Below are 16182 nucleotides of genomic sequence, written 5' to 3' on the forward strand. Positions count from 1 at the left end.
GAGGCCCGAACCTCCGCAGAATTGCGGGGGTTCGGGCCTCTTATCGTTTCCGGGGGCGGGCGCTCGGACAACACTCGGACAACATGACACCTGCACGGTGCTCACCTCGCGGGCGGGTCGAGTGCCGCTGCGGCCTGCAGGCGGCGCAGCCGGTACTGGTGCGAGGGCCACGCGTCGAGGCGGTCGCGGAGGGTCGCGAAGAGCAGGTCTTCGTCGACGACGCGGACGCGTTGGCCGTCGCGCTGCTCCCAGGTCATGGTCATGCCGGCGCGTCGCCACCGCTTGATAGTGCGCACGGAGCGGCGCACCTCGCGCGCCGCCTCGCGGTACGTCAGGGTGGCCACCAATCAGCCACGTCCCGCGTCGTAGGACGATCGAGGCGCTAACTTGCAGGTGTGGAACCATCTCCGACGCCAAGCCCCCTCATCGTCCAAGTGTTGAGTTCCGGGGACGCTCCTCCGTGGTGGGGGGTCCCCGCGGTGGCGGGCGGCTTCCTCGTCGTCGGTGCTGTGCTCGGCTTCATTTTCAATTGGCAACTCGAAGCGCGAAAGGCAAGCCGAAGTGAGGCGACTCGGTGGGACTCGGATATTCGCGAGTACGTCTCCGTGCTCCTGACCGCTGCTGCTGAGATACGGCGTCGTCTTGCGTGGCGCGCGGGCTTCGTCGCAGGGACTCGGCACGTAGCTGGGCAGGCGTACGACAATATGACGGACGAGGAGCGGCGGGAGCGTCTGCTGACAGACGAAGATCGCGATGCGTTTGCCCGAAGGCTCGCCGCGACAGATGCTCTTCAAAACCCCATGGTGCGTGAAACCGATGAAGCGCTCCGCACGCAGGCCGAACAGATAATGACTGCGCGGGCCAGCCTCGACCTGGTAGCTACTCGTTCGGTGCGGGACGCGGCAAAGGCCTTCGCCAACCCTGTCGTCAAGATGGTCTATAACCCCGACGACGAGGAGAATGGGCGCCCCCCTGCGGATCTTGGACATCTCGAAGACGATCTGGTGGAGAGCGTGAGGAAACATCTCGGCTTCAAGAAGTAGGGCAGTAGGGCGAACTCGAGGACGCGTCGTATTCATGCCGGGCTGGGGCTGTAGTCGGTGCGGCAGACGATGCACACCTTCGAGAGGACGGAGTTGCCGTCGGGCCCGTCGATCCAGTCGACGAGGACGCCGTGCTGGCCGCACCGCAGGCACAGCTCGGGGCGGGCGCGGCGGGTGGCGGTCAGCTCGAGGCGGTGCATGGCGCGGCGCACGAGGCGGAACAGCTGGTCCTGCAGCGCGTCGAGGTCCTCCCAGGACTCGATGTGTTCGACGGCGTCGGACAGCCACGCGCTCGCGGCGTACGCCCACTCGCGGGCGAGCTCGACGTCGTCGGGCAGCCCGGGCGGGAGCTGAGGTGCTTCGACGCCGAGGCGGGATGCCGCGACCACGAGGTAGCCGCGCATCGCGTCCCACACGGCGCGCGCGTTCCGCGCCTCGGGCCCGTCGACGAGGGGCACGTTGTCGATGTACCCGCCGCCGGACACGCGCTCGGTGAGCGGGGCGGCGCGGACGCCGCGCGCGGCGACGACGATGGTCCCGGTGGTTTCGACGACGTAGGGCAGCTGGTCGACGTGCCAGAGGTACTCGGCGACCCACTGCTCGCGCACGACGGTCGGGTCGATCGCGTCGGCCGGAATGGTCATGCTGCATCCTTCGCTAGAGTGCGCACCGTGGAACTTGCCGCTTTGTGGGTGTCCTTTGCCGCGACTGCCGCTGGAATTGCTTCCGCTGTGATCGCTTGGTTCGCGCGCGGGGACGCACTCGCGGCACAGAAGCAGGCGGCTGCGGCACAGGAACGAGCCGCTGAGGCGCAGGCTGAGGCGGCGCGTTCCGAAGGACGGTCGGCGGCGGCGACCGAACGCTTGGCGCTCATCCAATCGACTATCTTCGAGGGGCCTCCGTGGTCCGTGTCGTGGTTTGGCGGTGACACGTACCTCCTCACAAACAACAGCGCCGTCGACGCGCTTGAGGTGACGATCGACGGACAGCCGGACGACATCGCAATCTCGGTGAGTGATACGTCCCCGCGGTTCGTCGGGGCGAAGAGCGCCTTCAAGTTCATGTTCTAGGCCACGCTCGCAACCGGGTTCGAGCGCGACGTAGTCGTCATGTGGAAACGCCCAGGGTCGGACGTTGAGCTGGTGTGGCGGCACCCAATACCGCTGCGGCCCAGGGGCTGACTGCTCATGCCACGACCTTCTGGCCGCCGGCGGGCACGTTAGATGCGAGGCCGAGGTCACGGCGCACCATGCTGACGTACGCGCGGGTGGCCTTGAGCGCGACGCCCATGGCCGCGTCCGACTTGCCAGCGGCGTGCAGGGCACGCACCCCGGCTTTGATCTCGTCACGGCGTCGTCGGCGGCCGTTGCGCGGACCCTCGGCGGGCGCGGTGGGCTCCCCTGTGGCGACGTGCTCGTCGAACGCCCGGTCGCGGGCGGCGATCGCCTCGCCGACGGCGCGCTCGGCGTTGCGCAGCGCGAGATCCAGCGCGAGCTTCTGCACCCGCCATACGGCGGCGGCGCGCTCGATGTCGGTCGGCGTCACGGTGAGCGCCGGGGCGATGGGCTCTGCCGGCTCAAGGGGCGCCGGCGCGGGCTCGGCGCGGCGAGGGCGTTTGGGCGCGGGTGCGGGGATCTGCGCGACGCGCTTCCGCGCGGCCCGATTCGCTGCGCGGTCCCGTTTCGCGACGTCTTCGCGTGCGGCGTCGTCGGCGGCGACGATGTCGGCGAGGGGCACGCCCGCGTCGAAGAGTCGGCGGAACGAGTAGTCGCCGGCGTACCGGCGGTACACGTCGCGGCAGGGGAGCGCGGCGGGGCAGGCGCTGGTGCGGCATCCGGCGCGGTGGCCGTCGGGCGTGCCGTGGGGGATGGTGTCGCTGATGATGTCGGCGGTGCGCATCAGACGGCCGCCTCGGCGATACGGGCGACGTGGAACGCATGCGTCGCGCGAAGGGGCGCGACGTGCCGCCAGCCCGAGGAGCTGAGGGGGTCGCGCTCGACAACGCCCGTGCACAGAGCGCAGTGGGGTTCGTCGGCCGTCTGCTGATCGCGCGCGGACTGCTCGGCGACGTACTCCTCGCCCGCTTTCGCGGCGACGATGATTGCGGCGGCGGCGTCGCGCGCCTCGTCGGGGGTGAGCGGGTGGGCGACGTGGATGCGGACGAGGCCGTCGTCGTCGACGTCGATGTCAGCGACGAGCTGCTCGACGGTGCGGGTGATCTCAGTCATGGCGGTTCCTCTCAGAAGGGGGGCTGTTCGGGGTAGGTGACCTCGTCGGGCGCAAGGTCGAGGGCAGGGGCGTCCCACACGCGGGCGCAGGCATGCTCGGGGGCGGTGTGCCCGTCGACGGGCTGCCGCGGCCACCACCGCGACCGGCTGCTCGTCGTCGTCGTGCCGGCGTGCTCCCGGATCTGCCATAGGCGGATCCCGACGAGCACACACGCGAGGACCTGGTCACGGTCAAGGCGCACGGGGTCGAGACGGGGTGCGCCGATGAGAACGCCGAGTTGGAAGTCGCGGCGCACCTCGAGCACGCGGCGTCGGCATCGTGCGCAGCGCGCGGCGAGCGGGGCGGTGGCGCTCATCGTTCGTGCCAGGGGATGTCGCGCGGGTCGTCAGACTCCGCCTCGGTCTCCGGGGCGTAGAGCGTGACGTTCGTGTAGAACCGGCGCCCGTTCGACTTGGCCGTGCCGATGTCGAACCGCTGCTTGAGCTGCCGACCGAAGCTCTGCGCAGTCACGGCATCTTCGCGCTGCTCCCGGCACCACGCGTCGTACGCCTTCCGCAGCTCTGCCATCTCGACGCGTGCGTACTCGCCGCCGCCGGTCGAGCAGCGGTCCTCGATGAACCGGCCAAGGTGGTCCTCCTCGGCGCGGTACGCGTCGGTCGCGGCAAGAACCTCCTTGGGGGTGTCGAGCCCGTCGCGCGAGTACTCGACGGCGCCCTTGATGACCCAGGCGAGGATGCCAGGGCCTTCCTCGTCGACGAGACGCTGCTGCAGGTTCTCGATGCGCTCTTCCTCGGGCACCGAGTGGGTGAAAGGAATGAGGCGCATGCGCCGCCAGACGCTGTCCCCGCCGGTCTCGACCTTCGGTTGGCTGTTGCCGAGGAGAAGGAACGTGTGCGACGGGGCGAAGTCGAAGAAGTCCTTGCCCATGAAGCGGGCGGTGATCGTGTCGCCACCGGTGAGTGCCTTCATCTTGGCCTCGTCGAACTTCGTGTCCTCGTTGATCTCGGACGTGATGACGAGGCGGCGGCCCTGCAGCATGGCGAGCTCGGTGGGGTGCTTCTCGCGGCCGACGACGAGAAAGCCCTGCGGCGCGGAGGTGGCGTAGTCCCCGGCGATCGCGGACAGCACCTCGGCGAAGACGCCCTTGCCGTTGCCGCCGGCGCCGTGCGCGAAGGGGAGGATGTGCTCGCGCACCTCGCCGATGAACATGAGCCCGACGAGGCGCTGCATGTACCGTTCGACGGCGGCGTTCGACTGGAACGTGGTCTTGAGGAACCTGTCCCACAGCGGGGTCGGCATGGTCGGATCGGGGGTGACGGTCGTCTGCTTCGAGTGGAACAGGGCGGCGGTGGCCGCGGCGATGCTGCCGCTGCGGAGGTCGACAACACCGCCGGGGGTGTTGAGCTGCCACGGGTGGCGATCAAACTCGGCCGCGGCGACGCGCATCGCGGGGGCGGCGCGGGCGAGGCGGACGGCGTCGCCGATCGCGCGGGCCCGCATCGACTTGAGCCGCCATGCCTTGAGCGCGGTGTTGTCGGTGGGGATGCGGCGGATGACGTCGCGCGCGGCTTCGATGGCGGGCCCGTCGTCGGGGTGCCACGCCCACCGGGTGCCGTCCCACGTGACCCAGCGGCCCGCGTCGGGCACGTACCGCATGGTGCCGGAGTACTCGGCAACGAGGAGGCGCGCGTTGCCGTCGTCGGTAAGGTCGGCACTGTCCCCGCCGATGGACGCGGCGGGTGCTGTCGCCGTGGCGGGCGCGCCGACGGCGCTGATATGTGTGCCGGTCGACGTCGTGCGCGACGCGGCAGCGGCGGGGGCGAGCGCGCGGGGCGCGCGGTGCCCGTACTCCGCCTCGGCGAGGGCCTTCGCGGCGGCGGCGTGGTCACCGCGGTGGTTGAGCAGGGCGTACGCACCGAACTTCGTGTACGGCACCTCGGGTTCGAAGTCGGTCGACGAGGTGAAGACGTAGAGGCGGTCGCGGTCGCCGGCGTGGCCGGTGGTGGCGCTGATGCCGTCGTTCTTGCCGGGGCGGCGCCAGTACTTCGTCGCGCCGCGGGTGAACACGTGCACCCACCCGACGAGGATGTCGGCCCAGTCTGTGCGGGCTTGGTAGTCGTCGCCCGGGGTGATGTCGCCCTCAGCGGCGTGGAACGTGGTCGACCACTTCGCGTCGACCGGGCCGCCCACGCTGACCGGGGTCTCATCCGGCATGGTGTCGAGCGCAGCGTGCACGATCGCGTGGAGCTGGTCGCGCTCCTCGCGGGTGATCGTGGGGATGGTGGCGGGCCCGCCGATGAGCCGCACCCAGGGGCGTCCGGTTGGGTGCACGGCGCCGGCGGACGGGGCGAGCACGACGAACCCCCCGGTCCCGCGGGTCTCCGCGAGGGTTTCGCGCCCGGTCGCGCCGTCGGTCGGGCGCTGCGCGACCTTCGTATTCCCAGGGACCGCGCCGCCGTCGACGCGGTACAGCAGGTGCAGGCCGCCGGACGGTGACTGCTCGGACCACCCGGCGATGAGGCGGTCGTAGACGGGGCGGAGGCCGGTGCCGTCGAACAGCTCGAGCACGTCACCCATCTGACCCATCGCTGCGCCTTCGACCTCGAGGAGCTCGACGTCGCCGCGGCCGGTGACGATGCCGATGCCCTGGTCGAGGTCGTTGTCGAACCAGGCGCGCAGCTGCGCCTCATCGGCGGCGGCGTCGGTGTACTTCTTCCACGCGATGCGGGGGCGCTTCGTGCCATCGGCGGCGACGGGCACGACGGACAGGCCCGCGTGGTGCAGGTCGAGGGCGGTGGCAAGAAGGGTCATCGGGCGCACCCCGCTAGGCTCCGGCTATGGAATTGGCTGTTCTCATCGTGAGTATCGGAGCTTTCGTCGCGACCGCTTGCGCCACGGCGATCGCCTGGTATCAAGCGATCGCTGCAGGGGGTGCGGAGAAGATTGCCTCCAAAGCGGCGGAGGCTGCTGACGGGTCGCGCAAAGCCGCCGAGCGCCAAGCCACGGCTGCGGATGGGTCGCGTGTGGCTGCAGAACGACAGGCGCTCGCAGCTGACGGGTCGCGTGCAGCGGCGGAGCGCCAGGCTACGGCGGCTGAGCAGGCCGCAGACTCCACCGACTACAACTGGTCCGTGGATCGGCACACGCGGGGTGTAGAGGAGATCATCGAGCTTCTGTACACCGAGATGGATATCGCCGTGGATACGACGGTCTGGGGTAGGCGTGCGCTCACCCGCGTTCGCATCGACAAGCACTTCGTCCGTGCACGTGCGCTGCTCGCTGATGCAGATAACGGCAAAGAAGTCTGCGAATGGGTGCGGATGCAGAGGGCGCAGGTGCAGGGGCATATCGATGCCGCCATGGGGGAAATAGCATCCGGCAAGCCCGGCGCGAGGGTGCGAGCTGCGCTCCACGTTGTCGAGACAACAGTGGAAGTGGTTTTGGCATGGCATCAGGGGGACCTCGGACCGTTGTCGAAAGTGTTGGCCTGACCGCTTCGAGCCTCAAGCGCACGGTGGTCAGTTTGTGGGTCGGGTGCCCGCGGCCCCTCGCGAGAGGGCCGCACGCTGTCGTGGCGCGGGCAGTCGTGGTCAGAACGGCGTGGAGTCGAGCGCGCTGATCTGCTCGGTGGTGAGGCCGAGGGCGGTGGCGATCTGCGCGTCGGGGATGCCCGCGCCGCGGAGCTGCTGCAGCTGCGCGACCTGCTGGTCGGTGAGGCCGCCGGCGTGCACGGTGGGCTGCTGTTGGAACGGCTGCTGCACGGGCGCCTGCGGCTGCGCAACGGCGGCAGGCGCGACGGGCTGCACGTACTGCTGCTGCGGCTGCGGCGCGACGGGCTGCGCGGCGACGGGCTGCTGAGGCGCGGCGACGGGGACGGGCGCCGCGGCTACCGGCTGCTGCGCGAACGCCGACGTCGGCGCCGTGTACGTCGCGGCATACATCTTCGCCGGGTTCGCCGGGTTCTTCGACGCCGGGTCGTTCCCGAGGTACTGCACCGTCAACGTCCCGCCAGGCGCGATGTCCGACGCCCCGGCCGCGCGGATCGCCTCACCGATCGCGCGCTTCATGTTCTTCGACGCGACGTACAGGGTGCGCTCGCCGTCGTCGCTCGCGTCGGCACGCTGGTCGGTTTTGAGGTCGACGAGGATCTGCATCTTCGGGTCGCCGTTGGGCCAGAAGTCGGGCTCCTGGGTGCCGAACTTCGTCTGCTGCCGCTCACGCGGAGCGGACTGCACGACGCCGGTGACGGTGGCGCCGACGGCGTCGCATTTGACGCCCTTGCTGGAGGATTCGAAGAGGGACATGGGGTTCTCCTTGGTGGTTGGTCTTGTCAGCGGTCGAACAGGTTGCGGATGGGGGCGGGTGCCGCCGCCGCTGGCTGCGGCGTCGACGGGATGGGTCGTGGGGCGGGCGGGAACGGCGTGATGCAGGTCGGGTGAACGGTGCTGCCGTCGGCTGCGGCCTCGGGGTGCAGGGGCAAGCCGAAGTCGTCGCACAGCTGCGCGATCGCGACAGGCGGTGCCGCCGGGCGGATGGGCGTCACGGGCGCCGCGGCACGCGCCGGGCAGAGGAGCTGCTCGTGCACCTGCCACGACCGCTCCCACTCGGCCGCGTTCTCGCGCTTCTCGTGGTTCTGCCACCCGCAGTGCTCGCACGTGCGCTCCGGAATGAGCTCGGCGAGGGGCGGGATCGCGTTCCCCGCTGCGGCGGGGGTCGGCTCGGCGGGCGGCACGTCGAAGAGGGATCCGCCGGCGGCGCGGTGCTGCGCGCGCTTTTCCGTGCGGCACCAGGTGCACCACTCGTCGTCGCACAGCGGCGACGCCGCGAGCGCCCCCTCGAGCCCGGCGACCTGCAGCAGCAGGTTGAGGCGATTCGCGCGGAGCATCGCCTCGCCGGCGAGGTGCGGGTTGTACGGCTCGGACCAGAACACGGCGTTCTGCAGCTCCCCGTCGCGGGGGAGGAACGCGATCGCGACGGTGCGGCACGGGCCCCACCCGCCGTCGTCGGTGAAGCCCTTGCCGTAGAGATGTGCCTGCACGCGGTACTGCTGGCTGGGCCCATGGATGCGGTACTTCGTGAGCTGCTTCGGGCCGACGATCTTGTGGTCGATGACGGTGCCGGTAGGCACGTGGAACAGGTCGGAGTGCCCCGGGATGTCCTGGCCGCCGATGGTGCCGACCACGACCTGCTGCTCGGTCACCCACTCCCAGTTCGTCACGTCACCGGTCTCGTTCGGGACGTTCGCGGCGTCGAACCAGCGCTCGAGCTGGTCGTGCACCGCCGTGCCGATCGCAGGCTTCCACGCGGGGCCGCGGTCGGGCTCGCCGTCGCCATGCAGCTTGTGCAGGATCCACCGGTCGCAGGGCTTGCCAATCTCGGACGGGCCGATGCGCTTCTGCAGCGACCGCGGGTGCCGAGTGATGCTGTCGCGGATGACTCCGAGGTACAGGTCCTCGACGGTGGTCATACGCCGATCGCCTTCTGCGAAGAGCGGTAGACGGCGTACATCGTCTGGCCGGTGTCGCCGACCATGTACGGCATCATCACTTCGTCGAGCGTTGCGAGCTGCGCGTCGATGAGCGCGGACTGCGCCTCGAGCCAGTCCTTCGCGATACGCCACGCGACGCGCGCGGCCTGGGCGGCGCTCTTCTGCGCGGGCTTCACAGCCGGGTCGGCCTTCATCGCGGCGAGCACGCCGCCCGTGCGCACAGGCAGCTCGAAGTCGCGCACGCCGTAGTCGGTCTTCATGGTGAAGGCGAGGCCGGCGGCGACGCCGTGCTCGTCGTACAGGGTGGAGATGCGGGTGACGCCGCGGCGGGCGAGCGCACGGTTGATCTCGCCCATCGTCTTCTCGACGTCGATGGTGGTCGTGTAGTTGAGGATCGGCATGGTGATCGCTCCTTTCTGTGCCGCCCCGGGACTCGAACCCGGCGTGTATGCCGTCGCGGCGGTCGCGCTTACCTGACGACGACGGATTTCGCGCCGCGAACCTGGTGCTCCTCGAGCACGGCCGGCGCGAACTGCTTCTTCACCGCGGCCAGATCGACACCGGTCGTCGTCATGTAGAGCTGCGGGTAGTCCGCCTGCGGGTACTCCGCGGCGACCCATTCGGTATCGAGGCGCGAGTACTCCCGCACCTGCACCTTCGTGCCGTCGATGTCGTGCGTGCCGACGGGGAGCCGCTCGACCAGCTGCGCGTCGATCTGCGCGATGCGGTCCGCGATGTGCTCGGCGTCGGCCTTGAGCGATGCGCGCTCGCCGACGAGATGCTCGGTCGACTGGTGCTTCTGCTCGGGCTGGCGGATGGGGGTGATGGGTGCGGGCGTGCTCATGGTGTTCAGGCCTCCTCGGCGTCGGTGGTGGGGGTGGTGTCGTCGACGAGCTCGGCGTCGACGACGTCTTCGGGGTCGGTGGTGAAGCCCTGCTCGAACTCCTGCACGAGCAGGCGCGCGAGCTCGCCCAGCGGGCCGCCGAGCTGCCCCACCTGATACGTGCCCAGGAACGGGGTGTCGTAGTCGTCGGCGGGGAGTGCGCTGCGGGTGAGGGCGAGCGCACCGGACGGGGCGCGCAGCTTGACCGCGAACTTCCCGGCGGGCTGGTCGACGACGGTCAGCGTGTACTGGTGCGCGCCGTGCTGCTTCGCCGCGTTCGGCACCTCGATCAACGTCACGTCGACACGGGCGGGGACATTCGACAGGACACGGTCGATCGCGCGGCGCATCCGCTGCCGGCGGGCGAGCAGGCTTGTGCCGAGGTTCGGCGTCCGCACACGACGCGTCGTCACGCCTCCGTCGGTGTCGAAGATCGCGAGGCCCGTGCAGGTGAGTGACGGGTCCAGGCCGACCGCGATCACAGGATCACCGCCAGGCCGACGATCAGCTCGACGACCACTGCGCCGCCCATCACACCGACAAGGGCAACGATGCCGCGGGGGACTGGCGTCACATCGAGCACCGCGGTGACCGCGTTGTCATGCTGAGGTGCACGGCGCGCACGATACGGACGACGCGTGAGGGGCTTCGGGGGGCGAATGAGGACGCGAGACATCAAGGACTCCTGCCAGAGGGACTTCGAGAACGGGTGTGAGTGCCCGGGCGGGCGGTGGAGCGGGGCTCAGGTGTGGGTGCCCGCCGGGGGCTCGGCCATGTGGGGGACATCAGTGGGGGCGGTCGCGCCCCCGGCGGGAGTTTCGGGACGCGCACGCGGCAAGCAGATGCGCAGCAGCGCGAAGGGGGCGAGCACAACGATCAGGTCGGCGCCGTTGAAGCCGGGGGCGATCGCGGCCGGCGCGACCATCAGCGCGATGATTACGACAGCGACGGCGGCGAGGACCCGCCAGACGCTCACGGGGTCACCTCGACACGGGCGGCGGTGAGCCAGGCGACGACGTCGGCCCGGCTGTAGCGGATGAGGCTTGACCCAGGAAGCGAGAAGTACGCGGGGCCGACCTTCTCGGCGCGCCAACGCTCGAGCGTGCGCGAACTGACTTCGAGCAGATCACCGAGCGTCTTCGGCGACATAACCGCGGGAACATCCGCGTAACCAGCGGGAAGGCCGGAGCTATCCGCATCCGCGGCGGGGGAGGGGAAGGCAACGAGGCTCATACGGGCACCGCCGCCCGCTCGTCGACGCCGAGGCGTTCATCGCCTCACTTGAGGACGACATCCGCTCCGACCGGTACATCGACCCCGCCGCCCGCGAACGCACCTACGTCGCGATCGCCGAAGCCTGGCTCGCCTCCAAAGGCCGCATCAAAGATTCCACTTGGCGCCGCTACCGCCGCGAGCTCGACAACTACGTCCTCCCAAAATGGGGGAGCACCCCCATCGGATCCATCACCCGCCCACAGATCGACGCCTGGGTGCTGCAGCTTCGCGACGGGACCGCCCCCCACGTATTCGACGTCAACCAGCGCATCAAGACCACCGCCCGCACACCCCGCCAAGATGGCACCCGCCTACCTCGGCCACATCGTGCGCTCCACCTTCGGCGGCGCCATCCGCTACGCCGTCGCCGAGCGCATCATCGGCCGCAACCCGCTCACCAACGTCGAACTGCCACGCGACGAAGGCGACATCGAGAACGACCTACCGCACCTGTCCTACCTCGACATCGAAGCCCTCGCTGACACCGCGCACGAGCTCACCGGCCGCCGAGACGACCCGCTCCTGCTGCAGCTGCTCACCTTCAGCGGCCCCCGCATCGGCGAAGCCACCGCCCTCAAAGTGAAGGACCTCGACACCGGCGGCAACCGTGCGCGCGTGCACCGTACCTGGACCGTCGACAGAGAAGGCCGCCGCAAGCTCGGACCCGTCAAGACGTGGGAGAAGCGTTGGCTGCCGATCATGCCCTCGCTCATGGCGCAGCTCGAGCAGCTCACCGCCGGCCGCGCCCCCGACGACTTCATCTTCACCGCAGTCCGAGGCGGCGCCATCGACGGCACCAACTGGTACAACCGCGTCTGGCGCAAGACCCGCGCCAACGCCGGCCTAGCCACGACTATGTCCGTCCACGACCTCCGCCACGTCGCCGCCACCAACGCGATCGCCGCCGGCGCCGACGTCAAACTCGTGCAACAGATGCTCGGCCACAAGGACGCCACCGAGACCCTCAACACCTACGCCCACCTCTGGCCCGACCGCGTCGCCGAAGTTATCGCCGCCGTCGAACAATGTCGCACCGAAGCCCTCACCGCCGCTGGCGTCAATGCCGCGTAACGCGTCGTATGTCAGGAGGATCTGATGGTGATTTCGAGCTCGTCGACCCCTGAGTGTGCTTGCAAGAGGGCAAAGCCCCTCCTCCTGAGGGCGGTTTCGATCTCATCCGCATGAGAGGGCGAGATCACTGCCTTCGTGGGGTTGTCGAAAGTGAGGCTGTAGGTCTTCGCGGTCTTACGCCTGCCGGAGCTGTAGGGCAGTCCAAGAACGAGACTGAGGTCGACACCTAGTTCGGCGAGATCTTTCACGCGAGACGACGTATGAGGGTTAGACGCTTCCGGCGCGGTTTCGTCGCGGACCGACGTTCTCTTGCTGAGGAGCTGCATTTCGCGTCGCATCTCGCTCATGTCCTCGAACATGAGCGCCAACTGCGCGTCGGAAGCATTCGCTGGCCCGGACGGGCCGTCTGCGGCGATGGTCAGTCCAAAGTGTCGCCACATCGGGTTGCGCCCGTCGCAACTCTCGACACTGTCCTCGAGATGTGCCGCCAGTTTTACTACCTCGGACTGGATATCCCAGCCGTTCAGGGCGGAGTCGTACGAGTGAGTATTGATCCCAGACGTGTCGAATGGAATGTTCAAGTGCTCATCTTTGACCAATGCGATCGGAAGGTTGAGCGAAGTGCGAACGCCCAGCTCAAAGAAGACGTTGGGGTTATGGCTGCTCAGATCGCAGAGAACCATGTCGGCACTAGACAGATGCTTGATGATCTGACCGTGGATCATGTGGCTGCCCTTCGCCGCGGGGCGTATGGCCTCGAACCCAGCGCGTTCGATAGCGGGGACGAAGATGGTTTCCATTACGTGAATCCAGTGGTCGAGATCGCCGCCGTAGCGCTCCGCCTCGTGCTCGTGAGTAGTGATGGGCATGGCGATGAAGCAGGTTGGCTTCTCGTCGGCGGCGGGCATGGTGACGACCCTACCGGTGAGCCGAGCTTGGCAGGCTAGTTCTGTCACCCCCTACCTTGATGGTTGGAACGGTGTCGCACACGGCACCAGGCGTCAAGACCCCCGGACGAGCACACGTGCCCCGGGGGTCTCGTGCTCACCACCACCGGCCCCCAGACCGGTGTCAACGCGGAACCTGCCCATGGCCGCGAAGGGCTCCCGCACACGCAATCGCCGCCACAGACTCACCGGCGAGGAGCACCTGCACCGCCTCGAGAGGCGCCCCGCCACACCGCGCCGGCGCCTCTCGAGAAACGTCAGCAGTTAGCCGCGCGAAGCGGTCCGGGTGATGCCCAGGTAGAAGCGCTGACCATTCGACTTTCCCTGCACAGCGCCGAGCTCACGCAACGCGCGCCCGATCGCGACCGGCGTCTGCGGGGTTGAACCTCGACCAATCGCCCAGGCGTTGAACGCGTCGATGAACTCCGACTGCTGGATGCGGCCGGTCGGATCCCGAACGACGTCGCCCCGATCCGCGAAGAAGTCCTCAAGCAGAGCGAGCGCGATCGCGGTCTGCGAGCCGAGCAGTGCGACGTGACGCTCCGGGGGAGCGGTGCTCGTCACGAGCGCGGAGACATCGGCGTCGAAGACATGGTGACCGCAGGCAGGGCAGTGGATAGCAGTAGTCGTCATCCGAACACTTTACCGCCCTACCGGGCCCTTCTCCACCCTGCGTCGCAACGCGCCCTGTCGCATTGGCGACCAGGGCGCGTTATTCACCGCCAGGGCGCGAAAAGGGCGCATCCGGAAATACGATCGGACCCTGATCTAGCCGCGTGATTCCGGGCTTTCTTAGCAAATAGGGCGCGAAGGGCGCGTTGTTGGGAATCGTCACAGCTCTTTGAATAGTTACTAAGGAACCTTGTTATACGCGCGCAGGGCAGCACCAGCTACCAGAAGCCGAATATCGCGCCCTGCCACTCCTCGCTACGCTCGCAGCGTGGCCATCATCCTCAAGCCCGCGGCAGCACAAGTAACCCGTCTCGACGAGCTCAGCAAGCTCTGGTGGATCAAGAGAAAACACCGCTCAGGCGAGTACTTCAAGATCTCCATCACCCCCGGACGCGGAGCACGAGGCACCACAGACCTTCACATCCTCCGCGCCGAGGACGTCGAAGCTTCCGAAAAGAACCCCGTCAAGCTCACACATTCGAGGCAAGTCAACAAAGCCTGGTGGCTCATCGGCGAATCCGTCTACGTGGTCAACGATCTCGACCTGACCGCGGGCGACATCCTCGCGATCCGCGAACAACAGCTCGCGAAGAGGGACGCGCAATTGCGTCGAGCTCAGGCGGCCTATAGGGGCACCAACTCCGACGTCTAGACCTTCAGGAGGTGCCGCATGCTCCCCACCGACATGCCCGAATGCACCTCCTGCGGAGCCGCTACCCGAGTCACCTGGCCGCCTCCCTCTGCTGCGACGTCGAGCTCGACGCCGACCTTTGATGGCCCGCACCAACACTCGCCGCCAGCACAAGCAACGAGCCGACTTCCGCGCCCAATGCGAAGCCGAACACGCCCCCTGCTGGATCTGCGGTCTCTCGATCGACTACACCGCCTCGTGGGACGACTGGGCTAACGACGACCGGTTCCAAGAAGACCACTACTGGCCCGTCTCCACCCACCCCGAACTGCAAGACGACCCCACCAACAAGCGCCCCTCCCACGCCGGCTGCAACCGAGACCGCGGCAACGGCGCCCCCGTCGTCGACCTCGGCACCCCCTCACGGGATTGGGCGTGAGATCAAGATCTTGGTCGACCTACCTCAGAAGGCGTCGTTCACTCTGCAGCCGAGGTGGTCTGCGCCGGATCTTCACGACCAGACGGCGATGCGGCGGCGGGCCTCCCACCGGAGAGTGACTTCTTTTTCTTTCGGACTATCCACTGGAGACGCTTCGCGGTGCGCTCGAAGTCACGGGCGTCTTGCGGCGACACTTTAGCTCCATGCGCTACCGATGCCCTGACAGAAGTCAACTCGTCGAAAGACACGACGAATGACTGGTTGAGATGTCCCGTCGCGGCCAGGCGTCGAACTCGGTATTTCCACGAATTGCCAAACGAGATCGATTGTGAGCCGACGAGGGCCCAAAGCGAATCCACCTCTGACAGGAGCGCCGCGTACGCGTTGAGAACGCGTCCCGCCGCTTCCAGGCGCTCGACCAGCTTCGACTCACGGACATCGCTAGAGGACGTCTCGTCCAACCCCTCTTCCGCGTCGCTCGATACGTCTGCTCCGGTCTCCGAGGGCGGGGATTGCACGTCCGGGAGCAGCGATGGCTCCTCGCCAGTCTCTGCAGCTTCGATTTGCCCTTCGATTGTCGATTCGATGGCCGCTACCTCAGCCTTGTGAATAGCGGCCCGGACCTTGAACTTGACCCCGGGCGCCTCACCGCTTTCAATGCGGCCGATTAGCTCCGAGATCGGCCTGTAGAAGATGACTCCTAAGAGGAGTACAGCGACCGGCCACGACAATATCTGTCCGGAGATAGTGGAGAGAAAAGTTGTGGCAATCTCCGCGTAGCGGCCGAGAACGTCCCAGTCGATCACTTGGCCTCATCCGTCATGTCAACATCGTCGCATGCGTACGTGATTGCCCGACCCCACCCCACCAAAAATGCCGCATCACAACGGAGGGGCGGACCACCACCGGGGAGGGCTTCCTCTCTCCCCCGGGTCTCGGCTCGCCCCGTTTCGTCACCCCGCTCGCGCTGAGCCTGAGCCCCGGGTTGGAGGTCGTCGATGCCGCGGACAAAGGAGCAGGACCGCGAGTATCAGCGACTGCGCCGTGCTCGGAAGGCTGCTGAGGCTGTCGAGCAGGGTGGTGTGACGGATGACGATGTGATGTCACCCTCGTCGGGCCGGAAGCGGGCCGGTGTGCACCGCGCTGCTGTGACGCGGATGCTCCGCGCGACCGGGCTTGCTCACGCGCCCGAGGAAGCTCCGCTGGTGGAGCTGGTGAAGTCCCTGGCGGTGGAGATGGACGAGGCTCCGAGCGCGTCGACGTCGTCCCGGTACCGCGCCGCGCTGGCCGACGTGCGTCGTGTGCTCGATCGCGCGGCCCGCCCTGCTTCTCCGCCGGCGGCCGGACCGTTGCCGCAGCCGGACGCCGCGGGCGAGAAGAGCGCGCCGGTGAGCAGCCTGCAGGCGTTCAAGGACGCGCGGGGGATCGGCGCAGGCTGATGGAGGTCGCATGGCGAAGCTTTACGGGCGCGAGGCACCGCGCCTGTGGACGCGCCCCCTGCGCC

The 16182-nt window shown here is 68.2% G+C and carries 24 protein-coding genes and 1 pseudogene; 8 read left to right on the forward strand and 17 right to left on the reverse strand.

Features of this window, described 5'->3' with window-relative positions; genetic code table 11:
* Positions 1 to 101: 101 nt before the first annotated feature.
* A complete protein-coding gene (locus AB0N80_RS12175) occupies positions 102 to 344 on the reverse strand; it encodes a hypothetical protein (RefSeq protein ID WP_363578837.1) in 243 nt (80 codons plus the stop codon).
* 135 nt (positions 345 to 479) lie between these two features.
* On the opposite strand from AB0N80_RS12175, the gene AB0N80_RS12180 reads away from it, so the two are divergent.
* Positions 480 to 1043, forward strand: coding sequence for a hypothetical protein (locus AB0N80_RS12180; RefSeq protein ID WP_363578838.1), 564 nt, complete (start codon positions 480 to 482; stop codon positions 1041 to 1043).
* Between the two features lie 32 nt (positions 1044 to 1075).
* On the opposite strand, the gene AB0N80_RS12185 is transcribed toward AB0N80_RS12180, so the two are convergent.
* Positions 1076 to 1687, reverse strand: a complete 612-nt coding sequence (locus AB0N80_RS12185; protein WP_363578839.1) for a hypothetical protein — start codon at positions 1685 to 1687, stop codon at positions 1076 to 1078.
* A 27-nt stretch (positions 1688 to 1714) separates the two neighbouring features.
* Between AB0N80_RS12185 and AB0N80_RS12190 the strand changes: the two genes are divergently transcribed.
* On the forward strand, positions 1715 to 2113 hold the full coding sequence (locus AB0N80_RS12190) for a hypothetical protein (RefSeq protein WP_363578840.1): 399 nt from the start codon (positions 1715 to 1717) through the stop codon (positions 2111 to 2113).
* 115 nt (positions 2114 to 2228) lie between these two features.
* On the opposite strand, the gene AB0N80_RS12195 is transcribed toward AB0N80_RS12190, so the two are convergent.
* From AB0N80_RS12195 to AB0N80_RS12210, 4 genes are read right to left on the reverse strand one after another with little or no spacing between them, the layout of a single operon-like run.
* Complete coding sequence (locus AB0N80_RS12195) at positions 2229 to 2942, reverse strand: hypothetical protein (RefSeq protein ID WP_363578841.1); 714 nt, start codon at positions 2940 to 2942, stop codon at positions 2229 to 2231.
* On the reverse strand, positions 2942 to 3271 hold the full coding sequence (locus AB0N80_RS12200) for a hypothetical protein (RefSeq protein ID WP_363578842.1): 330 nt from the start codon (positions 3269 to 3271) through the stop codon (positions 2942 to 2944). The genes AB0N80_RS12195 and AB0N80_RS12200 overlap by 1 nt, the downstream gene beginning before the upstream one ends.
* 11 nt (positions 3272 to 3282) lie before the next feature.
* Positions 3283 to 3627, reverse strand: a complete 345-nt coding sequence (locus AB0N80_RS12205) for a hypothetical protein (protein WP_363578843.1) — start codon at positions 3625 to 3627, stop codon at positions 3283 to 3285.
* Positions 3624 to 6083 carry a phage/plasmid primase, P4 family gene (locus tag AB0N80_RS12210; protein ID WP_363578844.1) on the reverse strand — a complete coding sequence of 820 codons (2460 nt, stop codon included), beginning with the start codon at positions 6081 to 6083 and terminating at the stop codon, positions 3624 to 3626. Before AB0N80_RS12210 ends, AB0N80_RS12205 begins: the two co-directional genes overlap by 4 nt.
* 26 nt (positions 6084 to 6109) lie before the next feature.
* Between AB0N80_RS12210 and AB0N80_RS12215 the strand changes: the two genes are divergently transcribed.
* Entirely contained in the window at positions 6110 to 6763 is a 654-nt protein-coding gene (locus AB0N80_RS12215; RefSeq protein WP_363578845.1) for a hypothetical protein, read from the forward strand.
* A gap of 99 nt (positions 6764 to 6862) precedes the next feature.
* Here the strand turns inward: AB0N80_RS12215 and AB0N80_RS12220 are convergent, their stop codons facing one another.
* From AB0N80_RS12220 to AB0N80_RS12255, 8 genes are all read right to left on the reverse strand, one after another.
* Positions 6863 to 7576, reverse strand: coding sequence for a hypothetical protein (locus AB0N80_RS12220; RefSeq protein WP_363578846.1), 714 nt, complete (start codon positions 7574 to 7576; stop codon positions 6863 to 6865).
* A 26-nt stretch (positions 7577 to 7602) separates the two neighbouring features.
* The gene (locus AB0N80_RS12225; protein WP_363578847.1) at positions 7603 to 8739 is read right to left on the reverse strand and encodes a hypothetical protein; all 1137 of its coding nucleotides are present in this window, start codon (positions 8737 to 8739) and stop codon (positions 7603 to 7605) included.
* Complete coding sequence (locus AB0N80_RS12230) at positions 8736 to 9161, reverse strand: hypothetical protein (RefSeq protein WP_363578848.1); 426 nt, start codon at positions 9159 to 9161, stop codon at positions 8736 to 8738. Before AB0N80_RS12230 ends, AB0N80_RS12225 begins: the two co-directional genes overlap by 4 nt.
* 68 nt (positions 9162 to 9229) lie before the next feature.
* Positions 9230 to 9604 carry a hypothetical protein gene (locus AB0N80_RS12235; RefSeq protein WP_363578849.1) on the reverse strand — a complete coding sequence of 125 codons (375 nt, stop codon included), beginning with the start codon at positions 9602 to 9604 and terminating at the stop codon, positions 9230 to 9232.
* A 5-nt stretch (positions 9605 to 9609) separates the two neighbouring features.
* Complete coding sequence (locus AB0N80_RS12240; protein ID WP_363578850.1) at positions 9610 to 10125, reverse strand: hypothetical protein; 516 nt, start codon at positions 10123 to 10125, stop codon at positions 9610 to 9612.
* Positions 10122 to 10319, reverse strand: coding sequence for a hypothetical protein (locus AB0N80_RS12245; RefSeq protein WP_363578851.1), 198 nt, complete (start codon positions 10317 to 10319; stop codon positions 10122 to 10124). Before AB0N80_RS12245 ends, AB0N80_RS12240 begins: the two co-directional genes overlap by 4 nt.
* Positions 10320 to 10385: 66 nt before the next feature.
* Positions 10386 to 10619 (reverse strand): hypothetical protein, encoded by a 234-nt coding sequence (locus AB0N80_RS12250; protein ID WP_363578852.1) that lies wholly within the window; start codon positions 10617 to 10619, stop codon positions 10386 to 10388.
* Positions 10616 to 10792, reverse strand: a complete 177-nt coding sequence (locus AB0N80_RS12255; protein WP_363578853.1) for a helix-turn-helix domain-containing protein — start codon at positions 10790 to 10792, stop codon at positions 10616 to 10618. Before AB0N80_RS12255 ends, AB0N80_RS12250 begins: the two co-directional genes overlap by 4 nt.
* A gap of 197 nt (positions 10793 to 10989) precedes the next feature.
* Here AB0N80_RS12255 and AB0N80_RS12260 point away from each other — a divergent pair.
* Together AB0N80_RS12260 and AB0N80_RS12265 are read left to right on the forward strand one after the other, a co-directional pair.
* Positions 10990 to 11124: pseudogene (locus AB0N80_RS12260) on the forward strand (site-specific integrase); the annotation flags it as partial.
* Positions 11125 to 11218: 94 nt separating this feature from the next.
* Positions 11219 to 11989, forward strand: a complete 771-nt coding sequence (locus tag AB0N80_RS12265; protein ID WP_363578854.1) for a tyrosine-type recombinase/integrase — start codon at positions 11219 to 11221, stop codon at positions 11987 to 11989.
* Between the two features lie 11 nt (positions 11990 to 12000).
* Here the strand turns inward: AB0N80_RS12265 and AB0N80_RS12270 are convergent, their stop codons facing one another.
* The gene (locus tag AB0N80_RS12270; protein WP_363578855.1) at positions 12001 to 12897 is read right to left on the reverse strand and encodes a hypothetical protein; all 897 of its coding nucleotides are present in this window, start codon (positions 12895 to 12897) and stop codon (positions 12001 to 12003) included.
* Between the two features lie 303 nt (positions 12898 to 13200).
* Positions 13201 to 13569 (reverse strand): hypothetical protein, encoded by a 369-nt coding sequence (locus AB0N80_RS12275; protein WP_363578856.1) that lies wholly within the window; start codon positions 13567 to 13569, stop codon positions 13201 to 13203.
* Between the two features lie 307 nt (positions 13570 to 13876).
* Between AB0N80_RS12275 and AB0N80_RS12280 the strand changes: the two genes are divergently transcribed.
* Both AB0N80_RS12280 and AB0N80_RS12285 read left to right on the forward strand, forming a co-directional pair.
* Positions 13877 to 14260 (forward strand): hypothetical protein, encoded by a 384-nt coding sequence (locus AB0N80_RS12280; RefSeq protein WP_363578857.1) that lies wholly within the window; start codon positions 13877 to 13879, stop codon positions 14258 to 14260.
* A 121-nt stretch (positions 14261 to 14381) separates the two neighbouring features.
* On the forward strand, positions 14382 to 14678 hold the full coding sequence (locus AB0N80_RS12285) for a hypothetical protein (protein WP_363578858.1): 297 nt from the start codon (positions 14382 to 14384) through the stop codon (positions 14676 to 14678).
* Positions 14679 to 14716: 38 nt separating this feature from the next.
* Here the strand turns inward: AB0N80_RS12285 and AB0N80_RS12290 are convergent, their stop codons facing one another.
* The gene (locus AB0N80_RS12290; RefSeq protein WP_363578859.1) at positions 14717 to 15484 is read right to left on the reverse strand and encodes a hypothetical protein; all 768 of its coding nucleotides are present in this window, start codon (positions 15482 to 15484) and stop codon (positions 14717 to 14719) included.
* Between the two features lie 276 nt (positions 15485 to 15760).
* On the opposite strand from AB0N80_RS12290, the gene AB0N80_RS12295 reads away from it, so the two are divergent.
* Positions 15761 to 16117: a hypothetical protein gene (locus AB0N80_RS12295; RefSeq protein ID WP_363578860.1), complete on the forward strand. Its 357-nt coding sequence runs from the start codon at positions 15761 to 15763 to the stop codon at positions 16115 to 16117.
* Positions 16118 to 16182 lie beyond the last annotated feature (65 nt).

It is taken from the genome of Microbacterium sp. NPDC089188 (genome assembly GCF_040685155.1).
In the GTDB taxonomy this organism is placed as follows: domain Bacteria; phylum Actinomycetota; class Actinomycetes; order Actinomycetales; family Microbacteriaceae; genus Microbacterium; species Microbacterium galbum.